The organism is Leifsonia sp. NPDC080035 (genome assembly GCF_040050925.1).
GTDB lineage: Bacteria > Actinomycetota > Actinomycetes > Actinomycetales > Microbacteriaceae > Leifsonia.
In genome coordinates this window covers 1,628,337-1,653,875 of the sequence record NZ_CP157390.1, presented here as the reverse complement: position 1 = coordinate 1,653,875, position 25,539 = coordinate 1,628,337, and the positions used below count along the sequence as shown (strand labels likewise).

Below are 25,539 nucleotides of genomic sequence, written 5' to 3'. Positions count from 1 at the left end.
CCAGCGTCGCTCAGGCGTACAGCCGCACCGGCACCTCGAGTCCGTAGATCGCGCGTCCCGAGTTCCAGATGGCCGCGCACGCGGCGCGGAGCAGATCGAGCTCGTCGCCCTCCTTGAGGATGCGCACGTCATTGCCGTCGATCGCGACGGTGGAGTCCCCCACGGTCACAGCGCCGTTCCGCGCGGTGACGGTCTCGGGGTACGGCTCGCTCAACCCGCGCAGGTCGCGCAGGATGTAGGTCGGCCGGGAGTCCGCGTCGGCGGCGATCAGCTGCTTCGCGCCGTCGATGCCCGTGAGCACGAGCACCGAGTCGATTCCGGCCCGGTTGGCACCCAGGATGTCCGTGTCCAGCCGGTCGCCGATGAAGAGCGGCTTGTCGGCGCTGAAGCGCGCGACCGCCTCCTCGAAGATCGCGACCTCTGGCTTCCCTGCGACCAGCGGCAGCCGTCCCGCCGCCGTGTGCACGGCGGACACGAGCGTCCCGTTCCCCGGCGCGATGCCGCGGGCGACGGGAATCGTCCAGTCGGTGTTGGTCGCGATCCAGGGACGCTCGGCCTCCGTGCGTCCCTGAAGCGCGAACGCCGCCTCGGCGAGATGCTGCCAACCGACCTCGGGAGAGAAGCCCTGGATGACGGCGGCGGGGTCGTCCTCCGCCGACCGGGTCACGGAGAAGCCCGCCTTCTGCACCTCGTCGACGAGGCCGTCGCCGCCGATGACGAGCACCGTCGAACCCGCCGCGATGTGCGAGCCGAGCAGCCGGACCGCGGCCTGCGGCGAGGTCACGACGTCCGTCGGCCGAACAGCGAGGCCGAGGTCGCTCAGGTGCGACGCGACAGCGGCGTCCGTGCGGGACGCGTTGTTCGTGATGTAACCGACTCGCACGGTTTCGGCGGCGCTGTTGAGACTCTCGACAGCGAACGGGATGGCGTCGGGGCCTTTGTAGACGACACCGTCCAGGTCGGCCAGCAGCAGATCGACGCCGTCCAGGGGCGTCGCGTTCTCACTCTTGCGTCGGAACAGTGCCATCGTCCGGCGTGCCCTCCTGGTCGTCGCGGGTCTCGCGCTCGTCACCCTCGTCCGGCACAGCCTCGACCGCCGGGGCAGACTCGACCGCGGGCTCGTCCGGCTCCGCCTCGAAGATGACGTCGTACTCCTCCTCGATGACGTGGATCGTCTCGAGCTCGTCATCCGCGTGCGCCTGAGCCAGCGCTTCCTCGGCGCGGTCGGCGCGGTCCCGCCAGGTGGCGGCCTGCTCATCCCGCCCGAGCTCCTCCAGAACCTCCGCGTAGGCGTGGAACAGGTCGGGGCTCCAGCTGAACGCGCGGTCCGGGTCGAGCTGCGGGATCTCGAGCTCCGCCAGGGCCGCCTCGGGCTGGTTCAGGTCGAGACGCGCGCCCGACATGGCGATCGCGAGCGAGGCCTGCACCTCGGCGGGCAGCGTCGAGCGGTCGACCGACCGGCCGAGCTCGAGCGCGCGGTCGGGGCGTCCGACGCCTCGCTCGCTGTCCACCATCAGGGCGATCTGGTCGTTCAGGCCGGTGATGCGCCGGTAGGTGCGGAGCTCGCGCAGCGCGAGCGCGAAGTCGCCGGTGGCGTACGCGGTGATGGCCAGTGTCTCTCGGACCACACCGATGCGTCCGGCGCGTCGAGCCGCGGAGAGCGCGTGCAGGTGCGCGAGCTCGGGGTCGTCCTCGATGAGCTGGGACACCATGACCAGGTGCCGAGCGACCCAATCCGCGTTGTCCTTGCTCAGCGTCTTGAGCTCGACCCGCGCGCCCTTGTCCAGCTGCCGGGCCTCGATGCTGTCGGGGACCTCGGGATCGTCGTGCCGCGGCCGCACGGACCGCAGCTCCCTGGCGCGGGCGGCCTCCTGCTCCTCCTGAGCGGAGAGCGTGCGTGCATCGCGGTCACCGCGGGCGGGCTTGCCGCCCCTGGTCCAGAGCTTCTCGTCGTCGCGGCGATCGCCACGTCCGGAGCCGCCCCGGGCGCCGCCCGAGCCGTAACCGTCGCGCTTCGCTCCTCCGCCTCCGCCTCCACGGGAGCCGGACCCCGCCGTGCCTCCGCTACGACGCTCCGCGCCGGAGCCGGGACGGCCGTACTCGCGGCGATCGCCCGTGCCCGACGCGCCGCCGCGGTAGCCTCCGCGAGACGCCGGGGCGCCTCCTCGCTCAGAGCCTCCGCGTGGCTGGCGGTCCCTTCCGCCGTCACCGCCGCGGTAGCCGCGGTCTCCGCGGTCGTCTCGCCCGGCGCGCGGAGCGCTGCCGCCGCGGCTCGGGCGGGCAGTGCCCTCGCCCTGACCATCGCGTCCGCGGTAGCCTCCCTGCTGGCCCCGGGCGGGTCGCTCGTCTCCGCCGGAACCGCGGCGGGGAGCACCGCTGGAACGGCCGTCGCCGGTCGGGCGACCGGTCCCGCGGCCGTCTCGACCTCGGTAACCATCGCGCGGAGCCCCGGAGCGCGGAGCACCGGAACGGGGCGCGCCACCCTCTCGTGGACCGCCGGAACGTCCGCCGGCACCGCCATCGCGCGGCCCACGACGGTCGTCACGCCGTGCGCGGTCGGCCGGACGGCCGTTCCTGTCGTCGTCTGCCGGTGTATCGCTCACGACTTCTCCTCGGTGCCGGGATCCTCCCAGCCTACGTGCGTGGTCCGCGCCGGCGTATCGCCCGGGACGCGGAAAAGACCTGTTAACGCGAAATGGCCACCCATCACTGGGTGGCCATCTCACAAAGAAGTCCGGCGGTGTCCTACTCTCCCACAGGGTCCCCCCTGCAGTACCATCGGCGCAGAGAGTCTTAGCTTCCGGGTTCGGAATGTAACCGGGCGTTTCCCTCTCGCTATGGCCGCCGAAACACTATTGATGTATCAAAGTGAACGATCAAGCTTCGCTTGAATCAGTTCTCGACCGTACATCGAGAACCACATAGTGGACGCGTGCAATCTCATGGCCCCTCATACCAGCCTTACAACAGTATGAGAGTGGTGATTATCAAGTTATCGGCTTATTAGTACCGGTCAGCTCCATGGGTCTTTAGTCCCCACTTCCACATCCGGCCTATCAACCCAGTAGTCTAGCTGGGAGCCTCTCGCCCGAAGGCATGGAAATCTCATCTTGAGGCCGGCTTCCCGCTTAGATGCTTTCAGCGGTTATCCATCCCGAACGTAGCTAACCAGCGGTGCTCCTGGCGGAACAACTGGCACACCAGAGGTTCGTCCAACCCGGTCCTCTCGTACTAGGGTCAGATCCTCTCAAATTTCCTACGCGCGCAGCGGATAGGGACCGAACTGTCTCACGACGTTCTAAACCCAGCTCGCGTACCGCTTTAATGGGCGAACAGCCCAACCCTTGGGACCTACTCCAGCCCCAGGATGCGACGAGCCGACATCGAGGTGCCAAACCATGCCGTCGATATGGACTCTTGGGCAAGATCAGCCTGTTATCCCCGAGGTACCTTTTATCCGTTGAGCGACAGCGCTTCCACAAGCCACTGCCGGATCACTAGTCCCGACTTTCGTCCCTGCTCGACTTGTCAGTCTCACAGTCAAGCTCCCTTGTGCACTTACACTCGACACCTGATTGCCAACCAGGTTGAGGGAACCTTTGGGCGCCTCCGTTACTTTTTGGGAGGCAACCGCCCCAGTTAAACTACCCACCAGGCACTGTCCCTGAACCGGATTACGGTTCTAAGTTAGATATCCAGAGTGACCAGAGTGGTATTTCAACAATGACTCCACGAACACTGGCGTGCCCGCTTCAAAGTCTCCCACCTATCCTACACAAGCCACACCGAACACCAATACCAAGCTGTAGTAAAGGTCACGGGGTCTTTCCGTCCTGCTGCGCGTAACGAGCATCTTTACTCGTAGTGCAATTTCGCCGAGTTCGCGGTTGAGACAGCTGGGAAGTCGTTACGCCATTCGTGCAGGTCGGAACTTACCCGACAAGGAATTTCGCTACCTTAGGATGGTTATAGTTACCACCGCCGTTTACTGGGGCTTAAATTCTGAGCTTCGCCGAAGCTAACCCTTCCTCTTAACCTTCCAGCACCGGGCAGGCGTCAGTCCGTATACATCGTCTTGCGACTTGGCACGGACCTGTGTTTTTAGTAAACAGTCGCTTCCCACTGGTCTCTGCGGCCTTCAAACGCTCCAGGAGTAAATCCCTTCACGCCTCAGGCCCCCCTTCTCCCGAAGTTACGGGGGCATTTTGCCGAGTTCCTTAACCACGATTCTCTCGATCTCCTTGGTATTCTCTACCTGACCACCTGAGTCGGTTTGGGGTACGGGCGGCTTGAACCTCGCGTCGATGCTTTTCTCGGCAGCATAGGATCACTGAATTCGCCTTGACGGCTATGCATAAGATCTCAGGCTATGTAAGAGACGGATTTGCCTATCTCTTGCCCTACATCCTTACCCCGGGACAACCATCGCCCGGTACAGCTACCTTCCTGCGTCACACCTGTTAATACGCTAGCCGCACCAGCATGGGGTCGAGCGTTAGGCCCGGACCTTCACCCCGAAGGGATCCGTGTCCAGGATTAGGACTCTTAGCACCACTGGATTAGCTTGGGCGGTTCTTCGCCGGTACGGGAATATCAACCCGTTGTCCATCGACTACGCCTGTCGGCCTCGCCTTAGGTCCCGACTTACCCAGGGCGGATTAGCCTGGCCCTGGAACCCTTGGTCTTTCGGAGGACGGGTTTCTCACCCGTCTTTCGCTACTCATGCCTGCATTCTCACTCGTGTGGCGTCCACGGCTGGTTTACACCGCCGCTTCACTCGCCACACGACGCTCTCCTACCCATCAACACGGCTGGACCACGAAGGCCTACCAATAATGTCAATGCCACAACTTCGGTGGCGTGCTTGAGCCCCGTTACATTGTCGGCGCGGAATCACTTGACCAGTGAGCTATTACGCACTCTTTCAAGGGTGGCTGCTTCTAAGCCAACCTCCTGGTTGTCTGTGCAACTCCACATCCTTTCCCACTTAGCACGCGCTTAGGGACCTTAGTTGGTGGTCTGGGTTGTTTCCCTCTCGACGATGAAGCTTATCCCCCACCGTCTCACTGCTGCGCTCTCACTTACCGGCATTCGGAGTTTGGCTGACGTCAGTAACCTTTTGGGGCCCATCGGCCATCCAGTAGCTCTACCTCCGGCAAGAAACACGCAACGCTGCACCTAAATGCATTTCGGAGAGAACCAGCTATCACGAAGTTTGATTGGCCTTTCACCCCTATCCACAGCTCATCCCCTCAGTTTTCAACCTAAGTGGGTTCGGCCCTCCACGACGTCTTACCGTCGCTTCAGCCTGGCCATGGATAGATCACTTCGCTTCGGGTCTAGGACATGCGACTGAATCGCCCTATTCAGACTCGCTTTCGCTACGGCTACCCCTCACGGGTTAACCTCGCCACATATCGCTAACTCGCAGGCTCATTCTTCAAAAGGCACGCTGTCACCCCTACAAGGAGGCTCCAACGGTTTGTAAGCAAACGGTTTCAGGTACTATTTCACTCCCCTCCCGGGGTACTTTTCACCTTTCCCTCACGGTACTTGTCCGCTATCGGTCATCTGGGAGTATTTAGGCTTATCAGGTGGTCCTGACAGATTCACACGGGATTTCTCGGGCCCCGTGCTACTTGGGATACTCTTCGCGCCATTGGACCATTTCGGCTACGGGGTTGGCACCCTCTATGACTGGCCTTTCAATGCCATTCGCCTATGATCCTCTGTAACGCTTGCAGTTCGGCAGAAGCTGCTGAAAAGTCCCGCAACCCCGACCATGCAACGCCTGCCGGCTATCACACATGATCGGTTTAGCCTCTTCCGGTTTCGCTCGCCACTACTAACGGAATCGCTTTTGCTTTCTCTTCCTGTGGGTACTGAGATGTTTCACTTCCCCACGTTCCCTCTACCCGCCCTATATATTCAGGCGGGAGTCACTGGGTCACCTTACGGGCCCAGCGGGGTTTCCCCATTCGGAAATCCTCGGATCAAAGTTCGTTTATCAACTCCCCGAGGCTTATCGCAGATTACTACGTCCTTCTTCGGCTCCAGATGCCAAGGCATCCACCGTTTGCTCTTGGAAACTTGAAATCACATGAGTTTTAGAATCGATCGGCTCACCCGAAGGTGAGCAGATTGACCAATGATCTAATAAATCAGATCATCTTTGTGATCCGAACCCGAAGGTTCGAATCTAAGATGCTCGCGTCCACTGTGTAGTTCTCAAAGTACGGGCGGTACCTTTTCCGCCGGCCGAGTTATGACCAACAAGAAAAGGTCCGAGTTCCCAGTTCTCATCGTTCGATGAGGCCCGGTCCCTCAGGACCCAACAGCGTGCATGTGCGGGGCTTCCGGGTCCGAACCGTTCCTTCCTCCGAAGAGGCGTACTGAGTTCGAGCTGTTCGGCTCCGCACCAATGTCAATGTTCCACCCATGAGCTACCGGCTGAGACGTTCGCTCAGATCCGGCGCCTGGACACTTCCGTCGGTAAAACCAACGTTGTGCCAGATGCTCCTTAGAAAGGAGGTGATCCAGCCGCACCTTCCGGTACGGCTACCTTGTTACGACTTAGTCCTAATCACCGATCCCACCTTCGACGGCTCCCTCCACAAGGGTTGGGCCACCGGCTTCGGGTGTTACCGACTTTCATGACTTGACGGGCGGTGTGTACAAGGCCCGGGAACGTATTCACCGCAGCGTTGCTGATCTGCGATTACTAGCGACTCCGACTTCATGAGGTCGAGTTGCAGACCTCAATCCGAACTGAGACCGGCTTTTTGGGATTCGCTCCACCTTACGGTATTGCAGCCCTTTGTACCGGCCATTGTAGCATGCGTGAAGCCCAAGACATAAGGGGCATGATGATTTGACGTCATCCCCACCTTCCTCCGAGTTGACCCCGGCAGTCTCCTATGAGTTCCCGCCATTACGCGCTGGCAACATAGAACGAGGGTTGCGCTCGTTGCGGGACTTAACCCAACATCTCACGACACGAGCTGACGACAACCATGCACCACCTGTTCACGAGTGTCCAAAGAGTTCCCTATTTCTAGGGCGTTCTCGTGTATGTCAAGCCTTGGTAAGGTTCTTCGCGTTGCATCGAATTAATCCGCATGCTCCGCCGCTTGTGCGGGCCCCCGTCAATTCCTTTGAGTTTTAGCCTTGCGGCCGTACTCCCCAGGCGGGGCGCTTAATGCGTTAGCTGCGACACGGAAACCGTGGAATGGTCCCCACATCTAGCGCCCAACGTTTACGGCGTGGACTACCAGGGTATCTAATCCTGTTCGCTCCCCACGCTTTCGCTCCTCAGCGTCAGTTACGGCCCAGAGAACTGCCTTCGCCATCGGTGTTCCTCCTGATATCTGCGCATTCCACCGCTACACCAGGAATTCCATTCTCCCCTACCGCACTCTAGTCTGCCCGTACCCACTGCAGGCCCGAGGTTGAGCCTCGGGATTTCACAGCAGACGCGACAGACCGCCTACGAGCTCTTTACGCCCAATAATTCCGGACAACGCTCGCACCCTACGTATTACCGCGGCTGCTGGCACGTAGTTAGCCGGTGCTTTTTCTGCAGGTACCGTCACTTTCGCTTCTTCCCTACTAAAAGAGGTTTACAACCCGAAGGCCGTCATCCCTCACGCGGCGTTGCTGCATCAGGCTTGCGCCCATTGTGCAATATTCCCCACTGCTGCCTCCCGTAGGAGTCTGGGCCGTGTCTCAGTCCCAGTGTGGCCGGTCACCCTCTCAGGCCGGCTACCCGTCGTAGGCTTGGTGAGCCGTTACCTCACCAACTACCTGATAGGCCGCGAGTCCATCCTTGACCGAAGTTCTTTCCACGTACAGGAGATGCCTCCGTACGTCATATCCGGTATTAGCTTCCGTTTCCGGAGGTTATCCCAGAGTCAAGGGCAGGTTACTCACGTGTTACTCACCCGTTCGCCACTAATTCCCAAGAGCAAGCTCCTGGTTCATCGTTCGACTTGCATGTGTTAAGCACGCCGCCAGCGTTCGTCCTGAGCCAGGATCAAACTCTCCGTAAAATGTTTAGCTCCAAGACGCAAGCGTCTGGAAACATAGTGCAGGATCGGAGAGGAATATCTCTTCTCACTGCGAGTTTGTCTTGACTAAATTCGAATGTCTGACATTCGTTATCTAATCCAAAGGAATCTCTTGCATCGACTTTCAGACCGAGGTCTTAGGTCAATGCCGAGGTTGTTTGGCATTTGACATTGTGCACGCTGTTGAGTTCTCAAGGATCGGACGCTCTCACCTTCAACCCTCTCGGGCTTCTCTGTGAGGCAACTTCTCTACCTTACCACTCTCAGTCAGTTTGTCAAGTCGGCCGTTTCGCGCTCTTTCGTTCATCCATCGTGGGATACATCCGATTTGCACGACCCGAACCGGTTAGACCTGCTCAGTGAGTGGGGTGTTAATCCTAAGCGCAACAAAGCAACTCTTTCAAGTTGAGATTTGCCGCTAGGCTAAGGATTCGGTCCCGCTTGAGGCCGGGGAGCTCTTCCGCTCTCCCGCACCTTTGGGGTGACAAGTAAGTACTTTACGCAGGTCCCCAGAGGCCCGCAAATCCGGCCCGCATCCCGGGCGTGTCGCACGCCACTTCCGCGTGATTCCGCGGATCTGCGTCCGCCGACGTCGCAAGACCGCGCGTTAAACGCATCCGCCCCGGCTCTGGAAAGAACCGGGGCGGAGGTGAAAGCGGGCTTTCGGGTCAGAGACCCGAGTAGGCGTGCAGTCCGTGGAAGAACACGTTGACGATGCCGAAGTTGAACAGCACCGCGGCGAAGCCGATGATGGCCAGCCACGCGGAGCGGGATCCTCGCCATCCACGCGTCGCACGCGCGTGGATGTAGCCGGCATAGATCACCCAGATGATGAACGTCCAGACTTCCTTCGTGTCCCAGCCCCAGTAACGACCCCACGCCTTCTCCGCCCAGATGGCTCCGGCGATCAGAGTGAAGGTCCAGGCGATGAAGCCGACGATGTTGATCCGGTACGCCAGGTTCTCGAGCGCGACCGAGCTCGGCAGCGTCGCGAGGAACCGGAACTGCTGCGGGCGGGACTCCTCAACTTGACGCTCCCGGCGGTACTGCAGCAGCTGCAGTCCCGATAGGGCGAAGCCCAGTGCGAAGAACGCCGTGCCCAGCACGGCCACGATGATGTGGATGACGAGCCAGTACGACTGGAGCGCCGGCTGCAGCGGGACCACCGGCACGAAGTAGCGCAACAGCGCGATGCCCTGCAGGACGAGCACCAACCCCACGATGAACGTGCCGAGGTACTTGATCGGCCACTTGAGGTTCGCGACCAGGAACACCCCGACGATGACGAGCGTCCCCGTCATCGAGAACTCCCACATGTTGGCCCACGGGACGCGCGCGGCCGCGATGCCACGGAGGACGGTGGCCACCAGGTGGAAGGCGAAACCGGCGATGGTCAGGCCGAACGCCCAGCGGATCGAGGCGGACGACTCGGCGCCGTTCATCACCTCGTCCTCGACGCGCGAGCTGATCCGCGAGGAGAGCCGGCCGAGCGCGGACGACGGCGGCGGCGTGGACGCTGCTCCCGACGCGGGCGGGCCGCCGACAGAGGTGGTCGACGAACCGATGGTCGCCCCGGCGCCGACCGGTGCCGCGACCTCCGCCCGCCTGGCGACTGCGCTCGGGACGGATGCCGCCTCGGCGGCGGTCACTCGCGCGCTGCGGCGGGCGAGGTCGAGCGCGAAGGCGATGAACGCCGCCGCGTAGAACCCCATCGCCACGTAGATCAACACCGTGGAGAGGGTGGACAGAGTCTCGGTCACAGTTTCAAGCCTAGTTCTTCGGGGGTCGGGTGAGGAGGGCGGCGTGCTCGTCGGCGACGGCGGTCACGGCGGCGAGGAGGTTCGGGTCCTCGCCGCGGGCGAGACCGGCGTACTCCAGCGTGAGCGAGCCGTCCGGGTTCTCGACGGCCTTCACCCACAGCCTGCGCCGCGGGACGAACAGGGAGGTCAGCAGGCCACCGAGGATCAGGATGGCGAAGACGAGCACCCAGCCCTGCGCGGGATCGTGGTGCACGTCGAGCGTCGCGTAGCGCTTGACGTCGCCGAGGTGGATGGTGCCGAGGCCGTTCGGGAGCTCGACGGTCTCCCCCGGCTTCAGTTGCAGCGCCTTGGTCGAGGTGCCGGGGCCGGCCACCTGCTTCATCTTGTCGGTGTTCAGGCTGTACACGGACTGCGGGACGCCGGTGTCGAGGCCCAGGTCGCCGACGTAGACGTTGAGGCTCAGCACCGGGTCGTTCAGTCCGGGGAAGGTTGACGTCAGCGCACCCGACGCGGTCCCGCTCTTCCCGACCGTCGGATAGAAGAAGCCGATCATCCCGACCTGCTCCTTCAGCCCGTCCGGCACCTTCACCCAGCCGAGCGAGGTGAGCTGCGCATCCTCGGCGATGAACGGCACCGCGTCGTCGAAGACCACCTTGCCGTTCGTATCGCGCACGGTGATCGTCGGCGCGTAGCCGTTGCCGAGCAGGTACACGTTCGTTCCGCCGATCGCCAACGGGTCGTTGACCTTGATGACCGCCTTCGACGAGGAGTCGCCAGGGCCCGTCGTCGTGACGTTCGCCGTGTAGTCGAGCGGGGTGCCCTTGGCGTTCACGTTCTGCGTCTCGTACTGGACCTTGAGGTCGTCCACCCGGACGGAGAACGGCTCCAGCGATGAGTCCGTGAAGAACCGGCCGGGATTGAACGAGTTGTACGACGGGACGCTGTTCACGAAGCTCTGGCCCTCCACCACGACCTTCTGGCCGGTGTAGCCGAAGCCGCCCCCGAGGCCGACGGCGAGCAGGACGCCGAGGAGCGCGATGTGGAAGACGAGGTTCCCGGTCTCCCGTAGGTAGCCGCGCTCGGCCGAGACCGAAACGCTCCGGGCGTCCTGATACAGCGAGACGCGGTAGCGGGAACGGCGCAGGATGTCGCGAGCGGTCTCGATCGGGTCCGGGGCATCGGCGCGCAGCTCGGCCGGCATGATGCGAGCCTGGAAGCCGGCCATGCGGGTGAGCCGCACCGGCGTCTTCGGGGGCTTGGCCCGCATCGCCTGGAAGTGGTGTTTGGTGCGCGGGATGATGCAGCCGATGAGCGAGGCGAACAGCAGTAGGTAGATCGCGGAGAACCAGGCCGACGTGTAGACGTCGAAGAGCTGGAACTTGTCCAGGACGGGCGCGAGCTGCGGGTTCTCGCTGAAGTACTTGGTGACGCCGTTGGGGTCCGCGCCGCGCTGCGGGAAGAGCGAGCCGGGGACGGCCGCGATCGCCAGCAGGAGCAGCAGGAACAGCGCCGTGCGCATGCTCGTGAGCTGCCTCCAGCACCAGCGCAGCCAGCCGGCGGGTCCGAGTTTCGGCTGGACGACTCCGGGATCTTCGCGCGGCGGCGCGGAGTCGATGTGGTCAGAGGGCCGGGACAAAACCGTTGATCACCGCCAGGAAGGAGGACATGAGGGCGGTCCAGAGACCGGTGACCATCAGGACGCCGATCGCCACGAGGAGAGCGCCGCCGATGATGTTGATGGCCCGGATGTGCCGCTTGAGGAAGGCGACGGAGCCGGCGACCCAGTCGAGCCCGAGCGCGACGAGGAGGAACGGGATGCCGAGGCCGATGCAGTAGACGAGCATCAGGAGCGCGCCGCGCCACGGCGAACCGGAGCCGACGCTGAGGGAGAGGATCGCTCCGAGGGTCGGGCCGATGCACGGCGTCCAGCCGAGGCCGAACACGATGCCGAGCAGCGGCGCGCCGATCAGGCCGGTCGCCGGCCGCCAGCTCGGTTTGATGGTGCGCTGCAGGAACGAGAACTGGCCGATGAAGACGAGGCCGAGCAGGATCACCACGACGCCCATGACGCGGATGACCACCTCCTGCCAGCGCACGAGCCAGAACCCCAGCGCGCCGAACGCAGCACCGTAGGCGATGAACACCAGCGCGAACCCGAGCACGAACAGGGCGACCCCGGTGAGCACGCGTCCTCGGTCGCGCTTGGCCCCTGGGTCCGTCGTCCCTCCCACATAGGCGAGGTAGCCGGGGACGAGCGGCAGCACACAGGGCGATGCGAAGGAGACCAGGCCCGCCACGAGCGCGATCGGCAGCGCAACGAGCAGCTGCCCGCTGACGACGATCTGACCGATGTTCACGTCAGTGCTCGGCCACGGCGTCGGAGATCAGTGTGTCCAGGATGCTGCGGTCCGGGATGGCGCCGAGGATGCGTGCGGAGACCCGGCCCTCCTTGTCGATGACGAGGGTGGTCGGAGTCGCCTTCGGCGGGACGGTCTTGCTGAACGCGAGCAGCACGGAGCCGGTGTCGCGGTCGAGCACCGACGGGTAGGTGACGCCCTTGTCCTTCTCGAAGCTCTCGGCGGTGCTGGCCGTGTCGTAGAGGTTCACGCCGAGGAAGCCGACGCCCTCGGAGGCGTACTTCTTCGAGAGCGCCTCGAGGTCGCCCGCCTCGACGCGGCACGGCGGGCAGCCCGCGTACCAGAAGTTCACAACGAGGACCTTGCCCGCGTAATCCTTGTTCGACACCTTCGCGCCGTCGATGAGCGTGCCGGAGAAGCTCACCGGCTCGCCGCGATTGCCCGCGGCGAACTCGCTGACGCTTCCGTCGCCCGCGATGTAGTTCTGGCCGCTGCCCGAGCGGTACTGCTGGGCCAGGTTGTCGTTCGCGGTGCAGCCCGTGAGGAACAGGGCGGCCGCGGCGACGGCGGCGGGCAGCGCGAGCCGCAGCCTGCGCCGGGTTGCGGCACGAGAACTGCGGAGGGTCGGGGCGGTCATACGGCTCCCACGTCGGTGGCGGAGGTGCTCAGCGCGGACGCGGGCTCGACGTAGCCGACCTCCACGATGCGTGGGGTGGGTGCGGCGGGCGCGGTTGGTGCGGCCTCTGCGGCAGGCGCGCCGGCGCCCGGCACCGTCTGGCCCGTCGACGACGGCTCCGACGGCTCCGCCGGCTCCGTGGTGCGCTCGAAGGTCGTGATGCTGGAGAGCGCGCAGCGCCGCTTGCGCGGGTCGTGCGGGAAGCGCTCGCCCAAGACGGTGAGGTGGGCGACCCAGATCGGGAGCTGGTGGCTCACGAGGACCACGTCGCCGGATTCCACCGAATCGAACGCGTCGTCGATCGCGGCCATCATCCTGGCCGAGATGCGCGCGTACGGCTCCCCCCAGCTCGGGCGGAGCGGGTTCACGACGAACGGCCAGTTGAGGGGGTTCTTGAGCGCGCGGCTCATCACGGTGCCCTCGAAGTGGTTCGTCGGCTCGATGATCCGATCCTCGATCGCGGGGTCGAGGCCGAACGCGACCGCGATCGGCGCCGCGGATTCGCGGGTCCGCTGCAGAGGTGACACCCGTAGTGACGCGATCGGCCGGTTGCGTGCGACGAGGTCGTCGGCCGCCGCCTGCGCCATCCGGTGGCCGAGTTTGGAGAGGCCGAAGCCCGGCAGCCTGCCATACAGGATGCCGTCGGGATTGAACACCTCGCCATGACGGACGAGGTGGACCTGGCTCGCTACCACCGCTCCAGTCTACGGAGGCGCTTCCCTTGAATTCACTGAGCGTGCGCGCGGCAGGCGTGCATACGGGCCGGAGGGTAGGCTTGGCGATCGTGACCGCACGCGTTTTGATCAAGGACCTGGCCGCCGCTCCCGACGGCCCCGTGAGCGTCGCCGGATGGGTCGAGACCGTCCGCGACCAGAAGAAGGTGCAGTTCGTCGTGCTCCGCGATGAGTCGGGCGCGGTGCAGTTGGTCAACCCGCGCACGGTCGCCGAGGACGGCACCGTCGTGGCCGACGAGCCGGCGGTCACGATCTCTGGACTCTCTCAGGGCACGTTCGTGCGCGCCACCGGCGAGCTCAAGCACGACGAGCGCGTGAAGCTCGGCGGCATCGAGATCAAGCTGAGCACGCTGACCGTTGAGACCGCGGCCATCCCGGAGACCCCGATCGCGGCGGACAGCGGCATCGACAAGCGCATGGACTGGCGCTTCCTCGACCTGCGCGAGCCGAAGCACAACCTGATCTTCCGGGTGCAGACCACGTTCGAGCACGCGCTTCGCCAGTACTGGGTGGACAACGGCTTCATCGAGATCCACACGCCCAAGCTGATGGCCTCCGCCTCCGAGTCGCGCGCCGAGCTCTTCGAGCTGCCCTACTTCGAGACCACCGCGTACCTCGCGCAGAGCCCGCAGATCTTCAAGCAGATGGCGCAGGCGGCCGGCTTCGGACGCGTGTTCGAGATCGGCCCGGCGTTCCGCGCCGACCCCAGCTTCACGAGCCGGCACGCCACCGAATTCACCAGCATCGACACCGAGATGAGCTGGATCGACAGCCACGAAGACGTGATGAAGGTGCACGAGGACCTCATCGTCGCCGGATTCACCGCGGTCAAGGAGAAGCACGGCGAGGAGATCAAGGCGCTGTTCGACGTCGAGGTCACGGTGCCGACCACGCCGTTCCCGCGCATCCCGCTGGCCGAGGCGAAGCGGATCGTCGCCGAGCGCGGCTACGAGGTGCCGCGCGCGGACGACGACATGGACCCGGAGGGCGAGCGCCAGATCTCCGCGTACGTGAAGGAGACCTACGGACACGAGTTCGTGTTCCTGACGGACTACGCCGCCACGATCCGCCCGTACTACCACATGCGTCACGACGACGACCCGACGCTCACCAAGAGCTACGACCTGATCTACAACGGGGTCGAGATCTCGACGGGCGCCCAGCGCGAGCACCGCGTCGACATCCTGGTGGAGCAGGCCCGCGACAAGGGCCTGGACCCCGAGGAGATCGACCTCGAGTTCTTCCGCTACGGCATCCCGCCTCACGGTGGTTTCGGGATGGGTCTCGCCCGTGTGCTGATGCTCATGCTGCACCTGGCGAACCTGCGCGAGACGACCTACCTCTTCCGCGGACCGACCCGCCTGAACCCGTAGCGGCGACGCCGGAGGACGGCAGAGCAGTCCAGCGCTCGCCCGCCACGAGCACGTGGCCGAGGAAGCGCAGGCCGATGGTGGCCGCGGCCTGGTCGAGGCGGCGGGTGAGCATGATGTCGGCGACCGACGCATCCAGGACTCCGGACGGATGGTTGTGCGCGACCGCGAACGCGCGGCCGCCGCGTGTGAGCACGGCCTGGAGGACGTCCGCCGGCTGCACGCTCGTCTCGTCCACTCCCCCGTCACGCACCAGCACGAGCTCGAGCGGGCGAGCGGCACGGTCGGCGATGACAACGACGAAGCGCTCGCTGTCCCGGTGGAGCAGCTCGGGCCGCACGATGTCGGCGATCGCGTTGTCGTCGACCAGTCGCGTCCAGGCGGACGAGGTGCCCGCCCGACGCCAGATCTCGATGATGGCCACGAGGCGGCCTGCGGTCGCCGGACCGACGCCGGGGAGGGTCTCGAGCCGGGCGAAGTCCATCGTCGCGAGCCCGGGGAACCCGCCGGTGCGACGCAGGATGGAGCGCGCGAGCGCGAGGACGCTCCGGCCGGTCTGACCGGATCCGAGCACGAGCGCGAGCACCTCGTCGTCGGTGAGCGACCCGACGCCGAGGCGTCGCATCCTCTCGCGGGGACGGTCGTGGTTCGGGACGTTCGCAAGCGGCTCACCCTCTTCTTCGGCGTCGGACATGGCTTCACGCTAGGAGCCGCGTCGCGCCCCGATGGCGACCGTCGAGGATCTGTGGAGAGGCCGTGCCCGCAAGCGAGCTGTGCAGAAGTCCGGTGCCGGGGACGCCCCGCCCGCGCGGTGTGAGAATGGAAGCACACCCACCGGCAACGAAGGAGTCGCCACCCATGACCAGTCCGAACGACGTCGTCATCCTGTCCGCAGCCCGCACACCCCTGGGCAAGATCAAGGGCGCACTCGCACCGCTGAGCGCCGTGCAACTGGGCACCATCGCTCTGCGGCGCGCGCTGGATCAGTCCGGTGTCGGCGCCGAGGACGTGGACGCCGTGATCTTCGGCCAGGTGCTGCAGGCGGGCGCGGGTCAGAACCCCGCCCGGCAGACCGCGATCGGCGCCGGCATCGGCTGGAACGTCCCGGCGACGACGATCAACAAGGTGTGCCTTTCGGGCCTCGCCGCCGTGATCGACGCGGCCCGTCTGATCCGCGCCGGCGAGGCGACCGTCGTCGCCGCGGGCGGACAGGAATCGATGACGAACGCGCCGCACATCCTGCCCGGCTCGCGCACGGGGTGGACGTACGGATCGCTCGAGGTGCTCGACACCGCGGCCTACGACGGTCTCACCGACGCATTCGATGGGATCTCGATGGGCGCGTCGACCGAGAGCTACACGGGGAAGCTCGGGCTGAGCCGGGAGGCGCAGGACGCGTTCTCGGCGGCGTCGCACCGCCGCGCAGGCGAGGCGGCGGCGGCGGGCGTATTCGACGCCGAGATCGCGCCGGTGAGCATCCCACAGCGGAAGGGCGACCCCGTCGTCGTCACGGCCGACGAGGGCGTCCGACCCGACTCGACCGCGGAGGTCCTCGCCAAGCTGCGGCCGAGCTTCGCCGAGGGCGGCACGCTGACCGCGGGGAACTCGTCCCCGCTCAGCGACGGCGCCGCCGCGCTGATCCTCACCAGCCGCGAGAACGCGGAGCGGCTCGGCCTGGAATGGCTCGCCGTGATCGGCGCGAGCGGCCAGGTCGCCGGACCGGACAACTCGCTGCACTCGCAGCCGTCCCACGCCATCGAGGCGGCGCTCGCCCGCACGGACTGGGAGGTCGACGACCTCGACCTGATCGAGATCAACGAGGCGTTCGCCGCGGTCGCGCTGCAGTCGATGAAGGACCTCGGGATCGACGCGGAGCGGGTGAACATCCACGGCGGGGCGATCGCGCTCGGGCACCCCATCGGCGCCTCCGGGGCACGGCTCGCGGCGCACGCGGCGCACGAGCTGGCCCGGCGGGGCAGCGGCCGCGCGGCCGTCGCGCTCTGCGGCGGCGGCGGGCAGGGGGATGCGCTGCTGCTCTGGCGCTGAGTCGGGCGTCGACCAGGGAGCGCCACGTCGATTCGTGGCGAACGCACGCGATTCGTCACGAATGGCGCACATTCGTGACGAATCGCGGCGGCAGTGGGACGAATCGGGGCGGTAGGGGGCGATCGGGGCGTGCGGCGTCAGCCCAGGCGGCCGCGCCTGGCGTCAGCCCAGGTGGCGCTCCTCCGGGCCCGTGTACTGGGAGAGCGGGCGGATGAGGGAGTTGGCGGCGTACTGCTCGAACACGTGGGCGGTCCATCCCGTCACCCGTGCCGCCGCGAAAAGCGGGGTGAACGTCTCGGTGTCGAAACCCATCAGGTTGTAGGCGGGGCCGGACGGGTAGTCGAGGTTCGGCTTGATGTTCTTGCGGTCCCCCATCGCCTTCTCGAGGGCGTTGTAGAGCTCGAGCATGTCCTGGCGGTCGTAGTGCTCCGCCAACTTCTCGAGCGACGCCTTCATCGTGGGGACCCGGGAGTCGCCGTTCTTGTAGACGCGGTGGCCGAACCCCATGATCTTGCGCTTCTCGGCGAGCGCCGCATCCAGCCACTCCTCCGCCTTGTCCGCGCTGCCGATCTCGTCGAACGCGTGCATGACCGCCTCGTTGGCGCCGCCGTGCAGCGGGCCCTTGAGCGCGCCGATCGCACCGGTGACGGCCGAGTAGACGTCCGACAGGGTGGAGGCGATGACACGCGCCGTGAAGGTGGACGCGTTGAACGAGTGCTCCGCGTAGAGGATGAGCGACACCCGGAACGCGTCGACCACGACGTCGTCCGGCACCTCGCCGAACGTCAGCCAGAGGAAGTTGCGTGAGTAGTCGAGGTCGTCGCGCGGCTCCACGGGCTCCAGGCCGCGGCGGCGGCGCTGGATGTAGGCGACGATCGTCGGCAGCTGGGCGAACAGGTAGACGGCGCGGCCCTGGTTGAGCTCCGGGTCGAGGATGCCGTTCTCCTGCTCGAGCGTCGGGTCGAGGCCGCCGAGCTGGCTGACCGCCGTGCGCAGCGCATCCATCGGGTGGGCGGAGGCGGGGATGTCGTCGAGCGCGCGACGGGTGCGGTCGTCGAGGCCGCGCAAGCCGCGCTCCAGCTTCTCGAACCCGGCGAGCTGTTCGGCGTTCGGCAGGTCCCCGTGCCAGAGCAGCCAGGCGACCTCCTCGAACGAGCACGACGCGGCGAGCTCCTGGACCGGGTAGCCGCGGTACAGCAGCGAGTTGGTCTGCGGGTTGACGGACGAGATCGTCGTGGTGTCGACCACGACGCCGGCGAGGCCCTTGTGGATCTCGGGGTCGGTCATGCTTGCTGCTCCTTCGCTGCTGGCTGGGGTGGTGCCGTTACGCGCTAGCGGCGCACCTCGAAGTTGTAGACGGAGGTATCGAACGCGTTGTAGCCCTCGTAGTCAATCAGGTCGTACAGGTCGGCGCGATGCTGCATCTCGCCCAGCTTCGGCTTCAGCGTGCCCTCGGCGACGAGCTGGTCGAGGCCGCGCTCGGCCGCTCCCATCGCGAGGCGCAGCAGGGAGACGGGCCAGATGACGATGTTCACGCCGACGTCGCGCAGCTGGTCGACGGTGAAGAGGTCGCTCTTTCCGAACTCTGTCATGTTGGCGAGGATCGGCACGTCGACGGCCGCCCGGATCGCCGCGAACTCGGAGAGGTCGGCCATTGCTTCGGGGAAGATCGCGTCGGCGCCGGCGTCCACGAGCGCGCGTGCGCGATCGATCGCCGCATCCAGCCCGTCCACCGCGCGGATGTCGGTGCGGGCCATGATCAGCAGGTTCTTGTCGCGGCGGGCGTCGGCGGCGGCGCGGATGCGCTTGAGCGCGGTGTCCTCGTCCACCACCTGCTTGCCGTCGAGGTGGCCGCAGCGCTTCGGGTTGACCTGGTCCTCGATGTGCAGGCCGGCGACGCCGGCGTCCTCGAGGGTCTGAACCGTACGGGCGACGTTCATCGGCTCGCCGAAACCGGTGTCGGCGTCCACCAGGGCGGGCAGGTCCGTCATCCGCGCGATCTGGGCGGAGCGGCCAGCGACCTCGCTGAGCGTGGTGAGTCCGATGTCCGGGAGACCGAGGTCGGCGGAGAGGACGGCTCCGGAGATGTAGACGCCCTCGAAGCCCTTGCGCTCGATGAGGCGCGCGCTGAGCGGGTTGAAGGCGCCGGGCATCCGCACCAGCTCGCCGGAGGCCAGCCGGGCACGGAAGGCCGCGCGCTTCTCGTGCGCGGGAACGGACGAGTACAGCATCAGAAGAGTCCCTTCGGTGCCGGGACGCCGGCGAGCAGGCCGGGCCGCGCGGTGATGGTGAGGCCGCCGAGCTCGGCGGCGCTGAGCTCGGGGAGACGCTCGGCGACGCCGAGGAAGCGCTCGATCTCGGCCTCCTCGAGCACGTCGGCAGCGAGCGAGCGGAACTTGGCGACGTAGTCGGCGCGGGCGAACGGGCGGGCGCCCAGCGGATGCGCGTCGGCGACCGCGATCTCCTCGGAGATGACCCTGCCGTCCGCCATCCGGATCTCGACGCGGCCGCCGAACGCCTTCTCGTCGGGATCGGTGGAGTGGTAGCGGCGGGTCCACTCCGGGTCCTCCGCCGTGGTCACCTTGCCCCAGAGCGCGACCGTGTCGGGACGCGCGGCGCGTGTCGGGAGGTACGACTCGACGTGGTGCCAGCCGCCGTCCTGCAGGGCGACCGTGAAGATGTACGGGATGCTGTGGTCCAGCGTCTCCCGCGAGGCCGTCGGATCGTACTTCTGCGGGTCGTTCGCGCCGGAGCCGATGACGTAGTGGGTGTGGTGCGAGGTGTGGATGAGGATGCTCTCTACCCGCTCCGGGTCTGCCACCTCCGGGTGTTCGCGGTGCAGCTTGCGGGCGAGGTCGATCCACGCCTGCGCCTGGTACTCCGCGGAATGCTCCTTGGTGTACGAGTCGAGGATGGCGCGCTTCGCCTCCCCCGGGCCGGGCAGCGGGACCTCGTAGCGCGCATCCGGGCCGTCCAGCAGCCACGCGATCACGCCGTCCTCGCCCTCGTAGATCGGGGTCGGGCTGGTCTCGCCGCGCATCGCCCTGTCGATCGCCTCGACCGCCATCTTCCCGGCGAACGCGGGCGCGTGGGCCTTCCAGCTGGAGATCGCGCCCTTGCGGGACTGGCGGGTGGCGGTGGTCGTGTGCAGCGCCTGGCCGACGGCCTGGAAGATCACCCGCGGGTCGAGGCCGAGGAGCGTGCCGATGCCGGCCGCGGCGCTCGGGCCCAGATGCGCGACGTGGTCGATCTTGTGCGCGTGCAGGCTGATCGCGCGGGCCAGGTCGATCTGGATCTCGTACCCGGTCGCGATCCCGCGCACCAGGTCGCGTCCGGTGAGCCCGAACGCGCGGCCGGCGTGCTGCGCCACGGCGGTGATCGGCGGGATGTTGTCGCCGGGATGCGAGTACTCGGCCGCGAGGAACGTGTCGTGGTAGTCGAGCTCGCGGACCGCGACACCGTTCGCCCACGCCGCCCACTCCGGGCTGACGCGGACGGCCGGCGTCTCGCCGAACACGGTGGCGCCGTCCTGGGGACGCTCGCCGACGATCTCCTCCAGCTGCGCCGTCGGCAGCGGATGCGCGAGCGCCTGCGACCGGGCCGACACGACGGGCCGGCGGGTGAGCGACGCGGCGGCAACGGCCGCGTTGTCGATGACGCGGTTGATCACCATGTCGGCGACCTCCGCATCCACCTCGACAGGGTCTGCGGCGACCTCGGCGATCTTCCACGCGAGCTGGTCTTCGACGGCGAGGTTCTCCTCGCTCCTGTGCACACGAACGTTGTGGAGCTTCACGTATCGAACCTACCTCCCCTACGCTCTCGCTATGGTCCCGGGTCCCTCGCTCCTCGCGTTCGCGCTCGCCGCGGTGGCGCTCATCGTCATCCCCGGCCCCAGCGTGCTGTTCGTGATCGGCCGTTCGCTGGCGCTCGGCCGGCTCGGCGGTCTGCTGAGCGTGCTCGGGAACGCGATCGGGATGCTCCCGCTGATCGTGGCCGTGTCGCTCGGGATCGGCGCGGTGGTCGCGCAGTCGCTCGTGCTGTTCACGATCATCAAGTTCGCCGGAGCCGCGTACCTGATCTACCTCGGCATCCAGGCCATCCGCCACCGGCGGCACACGGCCGTGACGCACGAGGCGGCGCCGCCGAGCAGGTCGCGCTGGCGCATCCTCGGGGAGGGGTTCCTGGTGGGGCTGACCAACCCGAAGTCGCTGGTGTTCTTCGTGGCGGTGCTGCCGCAGTTCGTCGACTACCGGGCGGGTGGCATCCCGCTGCAGCTGTTCGAGCTCGGGCTCGTCTTCCTCGTGCTCGCGCTGTTCTTCGACAGCGTCTGGGCGGTCGCGGCGGGCACGGCACGGCACTGGTTCGGCCGGTCCCCCAAGCGCGTGGAGCGCCTGGGGGCGACCGGTGGCGTGATGATGATCGGCCTGGGCGGGGTGCTCGCGCTCACGGGCGCGAAGCACTGATCGGAGCGGCCGGTGCCGCCGTGGAGGCGGGCGCGGCCGGGTCGGCCGGGCCTCAGATGTCGCCCGCGGTGGCGACCGGCACGAGCAGCGCCCTGGCCAGCACGTGGAAGTTCGCGTTGAAGCCGAGGATCGCCGGGGTCGACTCCGGGTCGAGGTCGAGGTGGTCGACGTCGAGGGCGTGCACGATCACGTAGTAGTGGTGCGTGCCGGTGCCGGGAGGCGGTCCGGCTCCCGTGAAGCTCTTGGAGCCCAGCTCGTTGGAGAGCATCGCGGCGCCCTGCGGCAGACCAGTGCCGCCCTCCGCACCGGCGTTCTCCGGGAGCGAGGTGACGTCGGCGGGGATGTTGTAGACGGCCCAGTGCCAGAAGCCGGAGCCGGTCGGGGCGTCCGGGTCGTGGATGGTGACGGCGAAGCTCTTCGTCTCGGCCGGGAATCCGCTCCACTCCAGCTGCGGCGAGATGTCCCCTCCGCCTCCGCCCGCGCCCCACTGGGCCTTGGCGAGCGGACGGTCGTCGGCGATGTCGTCGCTGGTGAGGGTGAAATGAGGGACGGCGCGGAAGCGCTCCAGGGGATCGTTCGGCATGGCCGCCACGTTACGCCCGCTGCGCGGCGCCGGTCACCTCGGTCGTCGTGCCGCGGCGGCGGAACCGGCGCGGCAGACCCGTGATGCCCCAGACGGTGACCCGCAGCATCGCCTCGGCCACAATGCCGCCCGTCATCTTCGACGCCCCGCGCTCGCGTTCAACGAACGTGATCGGCACCTCCCGGACGCGGAGCCCCGCGTCGTAGGCGCGGCGCAGCATGTCGATCTGGAAGCAGTAGCCCTGGCTCTCGACGTCGTCCAGGTGGATGCGGCGGAGCGCGTCGGCGGTGAACACGCGGTACCCTCCGGTGACGTCCCGCACAGGGACGCCGAGCGCCATGCGCGAGTAGGCGCTGCCGCCGCGGGAGAGCAGGCGGCGGTGGGCGGGCCAGTTGACGACGCCGCCGCCGGCGACCCAGCGCGAGCCGAGCACGAGGTCGGCGCCCTCCTGCTGTGACGCGGAGGGCCCGTCCGGCCGCCCGGCCTCCACATCGGGGCGGCGCAGTGCGGCGAGCAGGTCGTGGAGCTGCTCGGGCTTGTGCGAGCCGTCGGCGTCCATCTCCACGATGGCGTCGTAGCCGGCGTCGAGCGCGAACCGCATCCCCGCCTTGTACGCGGCGCCCAGGCCGTCCTTGCCCGCGCGATGGAGGACGTGGACGCTGGCGTCGGTCGCGGCGAGCGCGTCCGCGATCTCGCCCGTCCCGTCCGGCGACGAATCGTCGACGATGAGGACATCGACCTCGGGGGCGGACGCCCGCACCCGCCCGACGATCGGGCCGACGTTCTCCCGTTCGTTGTAGGTCGGGATGATCACGAGCGTTCGCATGGTCTCACCATCCTCCCCCAGGCTGAACAGCAGGCTAACGAACCTGTCAGTATCCGAAGTATCAGCCTTGCTACCATTCCGTGGGTGCCCGTCCCGAAAGTCCTGCTCTATTACGTGTTCGCCCCGCTGCCCGACCCGGAGGCGATCCGGCTGTGGCAGCGGGAGCTGTGCGAGTCGCTCGGGCTGCGCGGGCGCATCCTGATCTCCGGCGACGGCCTCAACGGGACCCTCGGCGGCGAACTCGGCGCCCTCAAACGTTACCTCCGCACGACGAAGGAGTATCCCGCGTTCCGCGGCCTCGACGTGAAGTGGAGCGAGGGCAGCGGGCTGGACGAGGACGGCCGCAGCCTCGACTTCCCGCGGCTCTCCGTCCGGGTGCGCGAGGAGATCGTGTCCTTCGGAGCGCCGGCGGAGCTCCGCGTCGGTGCGGACGGCGTGATCGGCGGCGGCGAGCGCCTCGACCCCGCCGCGCTGCACGAGCTCGTGGCGACGCGCGAGGACGTCGTGTTCTTCGACGGCCGCAACCGCTTCGAGGCCGAGATCGGCCGGTTCCGGGATGCGGTGGTGCCGGACGTGGCGACCACCCGCGAGTTCGTCGCCGAGCTCGACAGCGGGAGGTACGACCACCTCAAGGACAAGCCGGTCGTCACCTACTGCACCGGCGGCATCCGGTGCGAGGTGCTCTCCGGGCTGATGCGGTCGCGGGGCTTCGGCGAGGTGTACCAGCTCGACGGCGGGGTGGTGCGTTACGGAGAGGCGTTCGGTGATGACGGGCTCTGGGAGGGTTCCCTCTACGTGTTCGACGGGCGCGGATCGGTGACGTTCTCCGATCACGCGGCGGTCGTCGGGCGGTGCGCGGGATGCGGCGGAGCGACCAGCAGGATGCGCAACTGCGTCGACCCGTCCTGCCGCGAGCAGTTGGTGGTGTGCGAAGCGTGCGACGTCGTCGCCTGCGCCGCGCACTGACTCCCCCCGCTCTCCCTCACCGTTGCGCTGACCGCGGACGCCATCCACCGACATCCGGGAAAGATTGCTGAGGATTCGGCGTTGCCGCCATCATGAACAGCATGGATCCGGTCACAACAATCGTCTGGATCGTGTCGTTCGTCGTCGTCACGGTCGCCGTCACGGGGCTCTCGCGCCGTGTCGGCTGGTCGGCCCCCGTTGTGCTCGTCGTGGTGGGCGCGATCGCGTCCTTCATCCCCGGCGTGCCGCAGGTCACGCTGGAACCCGAGGTCGTGCTCTACGGGCTGCTCCCGCCGTTGCTGTTCGCGGCCGCGGTGCAGACCTCGATCGTGGACGTGCGGGCGAGGCGCGACGGCATCCTGCTGCTCTCGGTCGGGCTGGTCGCCTTCACGGTCATCGTGGTCGGATTCGCGACCTGGCTGGTGGTGCCGGCGATCACGCTCGCGGCGGCCTTCGCGTTCGGGGCGGTCGTCGCGCCGACGGACACGGTGGCCGTCACCGCCATCGCGGGCCGCGGCCATCTGCCCAGACGACTGGTCACCGTGCTCGAGGGCGAGAGCCTGCTCAACGACGCCACCGCCCTCGTCGCCCTGAACGCGAGCATCGCGGCGATCGTCAGCGTGATCAACCCGTGGACGATCGCGGGCGACTTCGTGCTGGCCGTCGTGGTCGGCGTCGGGGTCGGGCTGCTGGTGGGCTGGGTGCTCGCGCTGATCAGGAAGCAGCTGCGCGCGCCGGTCCTCGACACCTCGCTCGGGCTCGTCACGCCGTACATCGCGTTCATCCCCTCGCAGTTCCTGCACGGCTCCGGCATCCTCTCGGTCGTCGTCGCCGGGCTGTACCTGGGTTACCGCTCGCCGACGATCCAGACGGCGGAGGCGCGCATCGCCGAGACGATCAACTGGCGCACGGTGCAGTTCCTGCTCGAGAACGCGGTCTTCCTCTTCATCGGGCTGGAGCTCTCCAGCATCCTCGGCGCGGCGTTCCGGTCCGGCATCACCGTCGGGCAGACGGTGCTGATCAGCGTCGTCGTGCTGGTGGCACTGTTCCTCGCGCGCTTCCTCTGGATGGTGGGCACGACGGCCCTGTACCGCTACGGGCCGCAGCGGCTGCGGGAACGCGGCTGGAGCTGGCCCACCGGCATCGCGGTCTCGTTCGCCGGCATCCGCGGCGTCGTCACCCTGGCCGCCGCCTTCCTGCTGCCGGATGGGACACCGCACAAGGAGTTCCTGCAGCTGCTCGCGTTCATCGTGGTGGTCGCCACCCTGCTCGAGGGGCTCGCGCTGCCGTGGATCATCCGCCGGCTCCGGCTGCCCGCCCCAGACTTCGCCCAAGAGGCGAGCGAGATGCAGCGTCTGCTCGCGGAGGCGCAGTCGGCGGGGCTCGAGCACCTGGAGGCGCAGGTGACCGGCGACGAGGACGATCGCGTGATCGAGCGCCTGCGGATCAATGCGGTGTTCCTCTCCGACGCGCTGGAGAACCCGACGCCGGAGGACACCGAGGACGCGCCTCTCGAATACCGCCGCCTCCGCCGCTCGATGATCGTGGCGGAGCGGCAGGCGGTTCTGGAGGCGCGGGCGGAGGGGCGCTACCAGGAGCCCGCCGTGCGGTCCGTGCTGGCATTCCTGGACGCGGAGGAGGCGGCGCTCAAGTCCTCGGGCCCGGGAGGCAAGAAGAACCTGATGTGAC

18 protein-coding genes and 3 rRNA genes are annotated in these 25,539 nt (G+C 66.8%); 5 read left to right on the top strand and 16 right to left on the bottom strand.

Annotated features, from left to right (window positions below; translation table 11 throughout):
- Window positions 1-10 precede the first annotated feature (10 nt).
- From AAME72_RS08145 to AAME72_RS08100, 10 genes are all read right to left on the bottom strand, one after another.
- Window positions 11-1,027 (bottom strand): HAD-IIA family hydrolase, encoded by a 1,017-nt coding sequence (locus AAME72_RS08145; protein WP_348789737.1) that lies wholly within the window; start codon window positions 1,025-1,027, stop codon window positions 11-13.
- Window positions 1,002-1,841: a hypothetical protein gene (locus AAME72_RS08140; RefSeq protein WP_348789736.1), complete on the bottom strand. Its 840-nt coding sequence runs from the start codon at window positions 1,839-1,841 to the stop codon at window positions 1,002-1,004. The genes AAME72_RS08145 and AAME72_RS08140 overlap by 26 nt, the downstream gene beginning before the upstream one ends.
- Window positions 1,842-2,732: 891 nt before the next feature.
- A 5S ribosomal RNA gene (gene rrf, locus AAME72_RS08135) occupies window positions 2,733-2,849 on the bottom strand.
- 134 nt (window positions 2,850-2,983) lie between these two features.
- A 23S ribosomal RNA gene (locus AAME72_RS08130) occupies window positions 2,984-6,096 on the bottom strand.
- A 428-nt stretch (window positions 6,097-6,524) separates the two neighbouring features.
- A 16S ribosomal RNA gene (locus AAME72_RS08125) occupies window positions 6,525-8,048 on the bottom strand.
- The 16S, 23S and 5S rRNA genes sit together here, the layout of an rRNA operon.
- 686 nt (window positions 8,049-8,734) lie before the next feature.
- Window positions 8,735-9,826, bottom strand: a complete 1,092-nt coding sequence (ccsB, locus tag AAME72_RS08120; protein WP_348789735.1) for a c-type cytochrome biogenesis protein CcsB — start codon at window positions 9,824-9,826, stop codon at window positions 8,735-8,737.
- Between the two features lie 10 nt (window positions 9,827-9,836).
- The gene (locus AAME72_RS08115) at window positions 9,837-11,462 is read right to left on the bottom strand and encodes a cytochrome c biogenesis protein ResB (RefSeq protein ID WP_348789734.1); all 1,626 of its coding nucleotides are present in this window, start codon (window positions 11,460-11,462) and stop codon (window positions 9,837-9,839) included.
- The gene (locus tag AAME72_RS08110; protein ID WP_348789733.1) at window positions 11,446-12,183 is read right to left on the bottom strand and encodes a cytochrome c biogenesis protein CcdA; all 738 of its coding nucleotides are present in this window, start codon (window positions 12,181-12,183) and stop codon (window positions 11,446-11,448) included. Before AAME72_RS08110 ends, AAME72_RS08115 begins: the two co-directional genes overlap by 17 nt.
- Before the next feature lies 1 nt (window position 12,184).
- Window positions 12,185-12,820 (bottom strand): TlpA disulfide reductase family protein, encoded by a 636-nt coding sequence (locus tag AAME72_RS08105; protein ID WP_348789732.1) that lies wholly within the window; start codon window positions 12,818-12,820, stop codon window positions 12,185-12,187.
- A complete protein-coding gene (locus AAME72_RS08100) occupies window positions 12,817-13,554 on the bottom strand; it encodes a histidine phosphatase family protein (protein WP_348789731.1) in 738 nt (245 codons plus the stop codon). The genes AAME72_RS08105 and AAME72_RS08100 overlap by 4 nt, the downstream gene beginning before the upstream one ends.
- Before the next feature lie 89 nt (window positions 13,555-13,643).
- On the opposite strand from AAME72_RS08100, the gene aspS reads away from it, so the two are divergent.
- Window positions 13,644-14,966: an aspartate--tRNA(Asn) ligase gene (gene aspS, locus AAME72_RS08095; RefSeq protein WP_348789730.1), complete on the top strand. Its 1,323-nt coding sequence runs from the start codon at window positions 13,644-13,646 to the stop codon at window positions 14,964-14,966.
- Here aspS and radC read toward each other — a convergent pair.
- The gene (radC, locus tag AAME72_RS08090) at window positions 14,896-15,657 is read right to left on the bottom strand and encodes a DNA repair protein RadC (RefSeq protein ID WP_348789729.1); all 762 of its coding nucleotides are present in this window, start codon (window positions 15,655-15,657) and stop codon (window positions 14,896-14,898) included. The two genes, aspS and radC, sit on opposite strands and share 71 nt — an antisense overlap.
- 164 nt (window positions 15,658-15,821) lie before the next feature.
- Between radC and AAME72_RS08085 the strand changes: the two genes are divergently transcribed.
- Window positions 15,822-17,009: an acetyl-CoA C-acetyltransferase gene (locus AAME72_RS08085; protein WP_348789728.1), complete on the top strand. Its 1,188-nt coding sequence runs from the start codon at window positions 15,822-15,824 to the stop codon at window positions 17,007-17,009.
- Window positions 17,010-17,171: 162 nt separating this feature from the next.
- Here the strand turns inward: AAME72_RS08085 and AAME72_RS08080 are convergent, their stop codons facing one another.
- Genes AAME72_RS08080 through AAME72_RS08070 form a run of 3 tightly spaced genes read right to left on the bottom strand, consistent with a single transcriptional unit; the run spans window position 17,172 to window position 20,805 of the window.
- Entirely contained in the window at window positions 17,172-18,296 is a 1,125-nt protein-coding gene (locus AAME72_RS08080; protein ID WP_348789727.1) for a bifunctional 2-methylcitrate synthase/citrate synthase, read from the bottom strand.
- A 44-nt stretch (window positions 18,297-18,340) separates the two neighbouring features.
- Window positions 18,341-19,240 (bottom strand): methylisocitrate lyase, encoded by a 900-nt coding sequence (gene prpB / locus AAME72_RS08075; protein ID WP_348789726.1) that lies wholly within the window; start codon window positions 19,238-19,240, stop codon window positions 18,341-18,343.
- A complete protein-coding gene (locus tag AAME72_RS08070; protein ID WP_348789725.1) occupies window positions 19,240-20,805 on the bottom strand; it encodes an MmgE/PrpD family protein in 1,566 nt (521 codons plus the stop codon). Before AAME72_RS08070 ends, prpB begins: the two co-directional genes overlap by 1 nt.
- 31 nt (window positions 20,806-20,836) lie before the next feature.
- Between AAME72_RS08070 and AAME72_RS08065 the strand changes: the two genes are divergently transcribed.
- Window positions 20,837-21,475 carry a LysE family translocator gene (locus AAME72_RS08065; RefSeq protein ID WP_348789724.1) on the top strand — a complete coding sequence of 213 codons (639 nt, stop codon included), beginning with the start codon at window positions 20,837-20,839 and terminating at the stop codon, window positions 21,473-21,475.
- A 52-nt stretch (window positions 21,476-21,527) separates the two neighbouring features.
- Here AAME72_RS08065 and AAME72_RS08060 read toward each other — a convergent pair whose 3' ends face one another.
- Both AAME72_RS08060 and AAME72_RS08055 read right to left on the bottom strand, forming a co-directional pair.
- Entirely contained in the window at window positions 21,528-22,058 is a 531-nt protein-coding gene (locus AAME72_RS08060; protein WP_348789723.1) for a YbhB/YbcL family Raf kinase inhibitor-like protein, read from the bottom strand.
- 10 nt (window positions 22,059-22,068) lie between these two features.
- A complete protein-coding gene (locus AAME72_RS08055) occupies window positions 22,069-22,884 on the bottom strand; it encodes a polyprenol monophosphomannose synthase (protein WP_348789722.1) in 816 nt (271 codons plus the stop codon).
- An 84-nt stretch (window positions 22,885-22,968) separates the two neighbouring features.
- Between AAME72_RS08055 and AAME72_RS08050 the strand changes: the two genes are divergently transcribed.
- Complete coding sequence (locus AAME72_RS08050; protein WP_348789721.1) at window positions 22,969-23,850, top strand: rhodanese-related sulfurtransferase; 882 nt, start codon at window positions 22,969-22,971, stop codon at window positions 23,848-23,850.
- Between the two features lie 101 nt (window positions 23,851-23,951).
- The gene (locus AAME72_RS08045) at window positions 23,952-25,538 is read left to right on the top strand and encodes a Na+/H+ antiporter (protein ID WP_348789720.1); all 1,587 of its coding nucleotides are present in this window, start codon (window positions 23,952-23,954) and stop codon (window positions 25,536-25,538) included.
- Window position 25,539 lies beyond the last annotated feature (1 nt).

Excerpts from the sequence above, each read along its gene's own strand:
- AAME72_RS08145 (WP_348789737.1), bottom strand. The coding sequence starts at position 1,027 with ATGGCACTGTTCCGACGCAAGAGTGAGAACGCGACGCCCCTGGACGGC.
- AAME72_RS08105 (WP_348789732.1), bottom strand. The coding sequence starts at position 12,820 with ATGACCGCCCCGACCCTCCGCAGTTCTCGTGCCGCAACCCGGCGCAGG.
- AAME72_RS08065 (WP_348789724.1), top strand. The coding sequence starts at position 20,837 with ATGGTCCCGGGTCCCTCGCTCCTCGCGTTCGCGCTCGCCGCGGTGGCG.
- AAME72_RS08055 (WP_348789722.1), bottom strand. The coding sequence starts at position 22,884 with ATGCGAACGCTCGTGATCATCCCGACCTACAACGAACGGGAGAACGTC.
- prpB (WP_348789726.1), bottom strand. The coding sequence starts at position 19,240 with ATGCTGTACTCGTCCGTTCCCGCGCACGAGAAGCGCGCGGCCTTCCGT.
- AAME72_RS08085 (WP_348789728.1), top strand. The coding sequence starts at position 15,822 with ATGACCAGTCCGAACGACGTCGTCATCCTGTCCGCAGCCCGCACACCC.
- radC (WP_348789729.1), bottom strand. The coding sequence starts at position 15,657 with ATGTCCGACGCCGAAGAAGAGGGTGAGCCGCTTGCGAACGTCCCGAAC.
- AAME72_RS08060 (WP_348789723.1), bottom strand. The coding sequence starts at position 22,058 with ATGCCGAACGATCCCCTGGAGCGCTTCCGCGCCGTCCCTCATTTCACC.
- AAME72_RS08080 (WP_348789727.1), bottom strand. The coding sequence starts at position 18,296 with ATGACCGACCCCGAGATCCACAAGGGCCTCGCCGGCGTCGTGGTCGAC.
- AAME72_RS08045 (WP_348789720.1), top strand. The coding sequence starts at position 23,952 with ATGGATCCGGTCACAACAATCGTCTGGATCGTGTCGTTCGTCGTCGTC.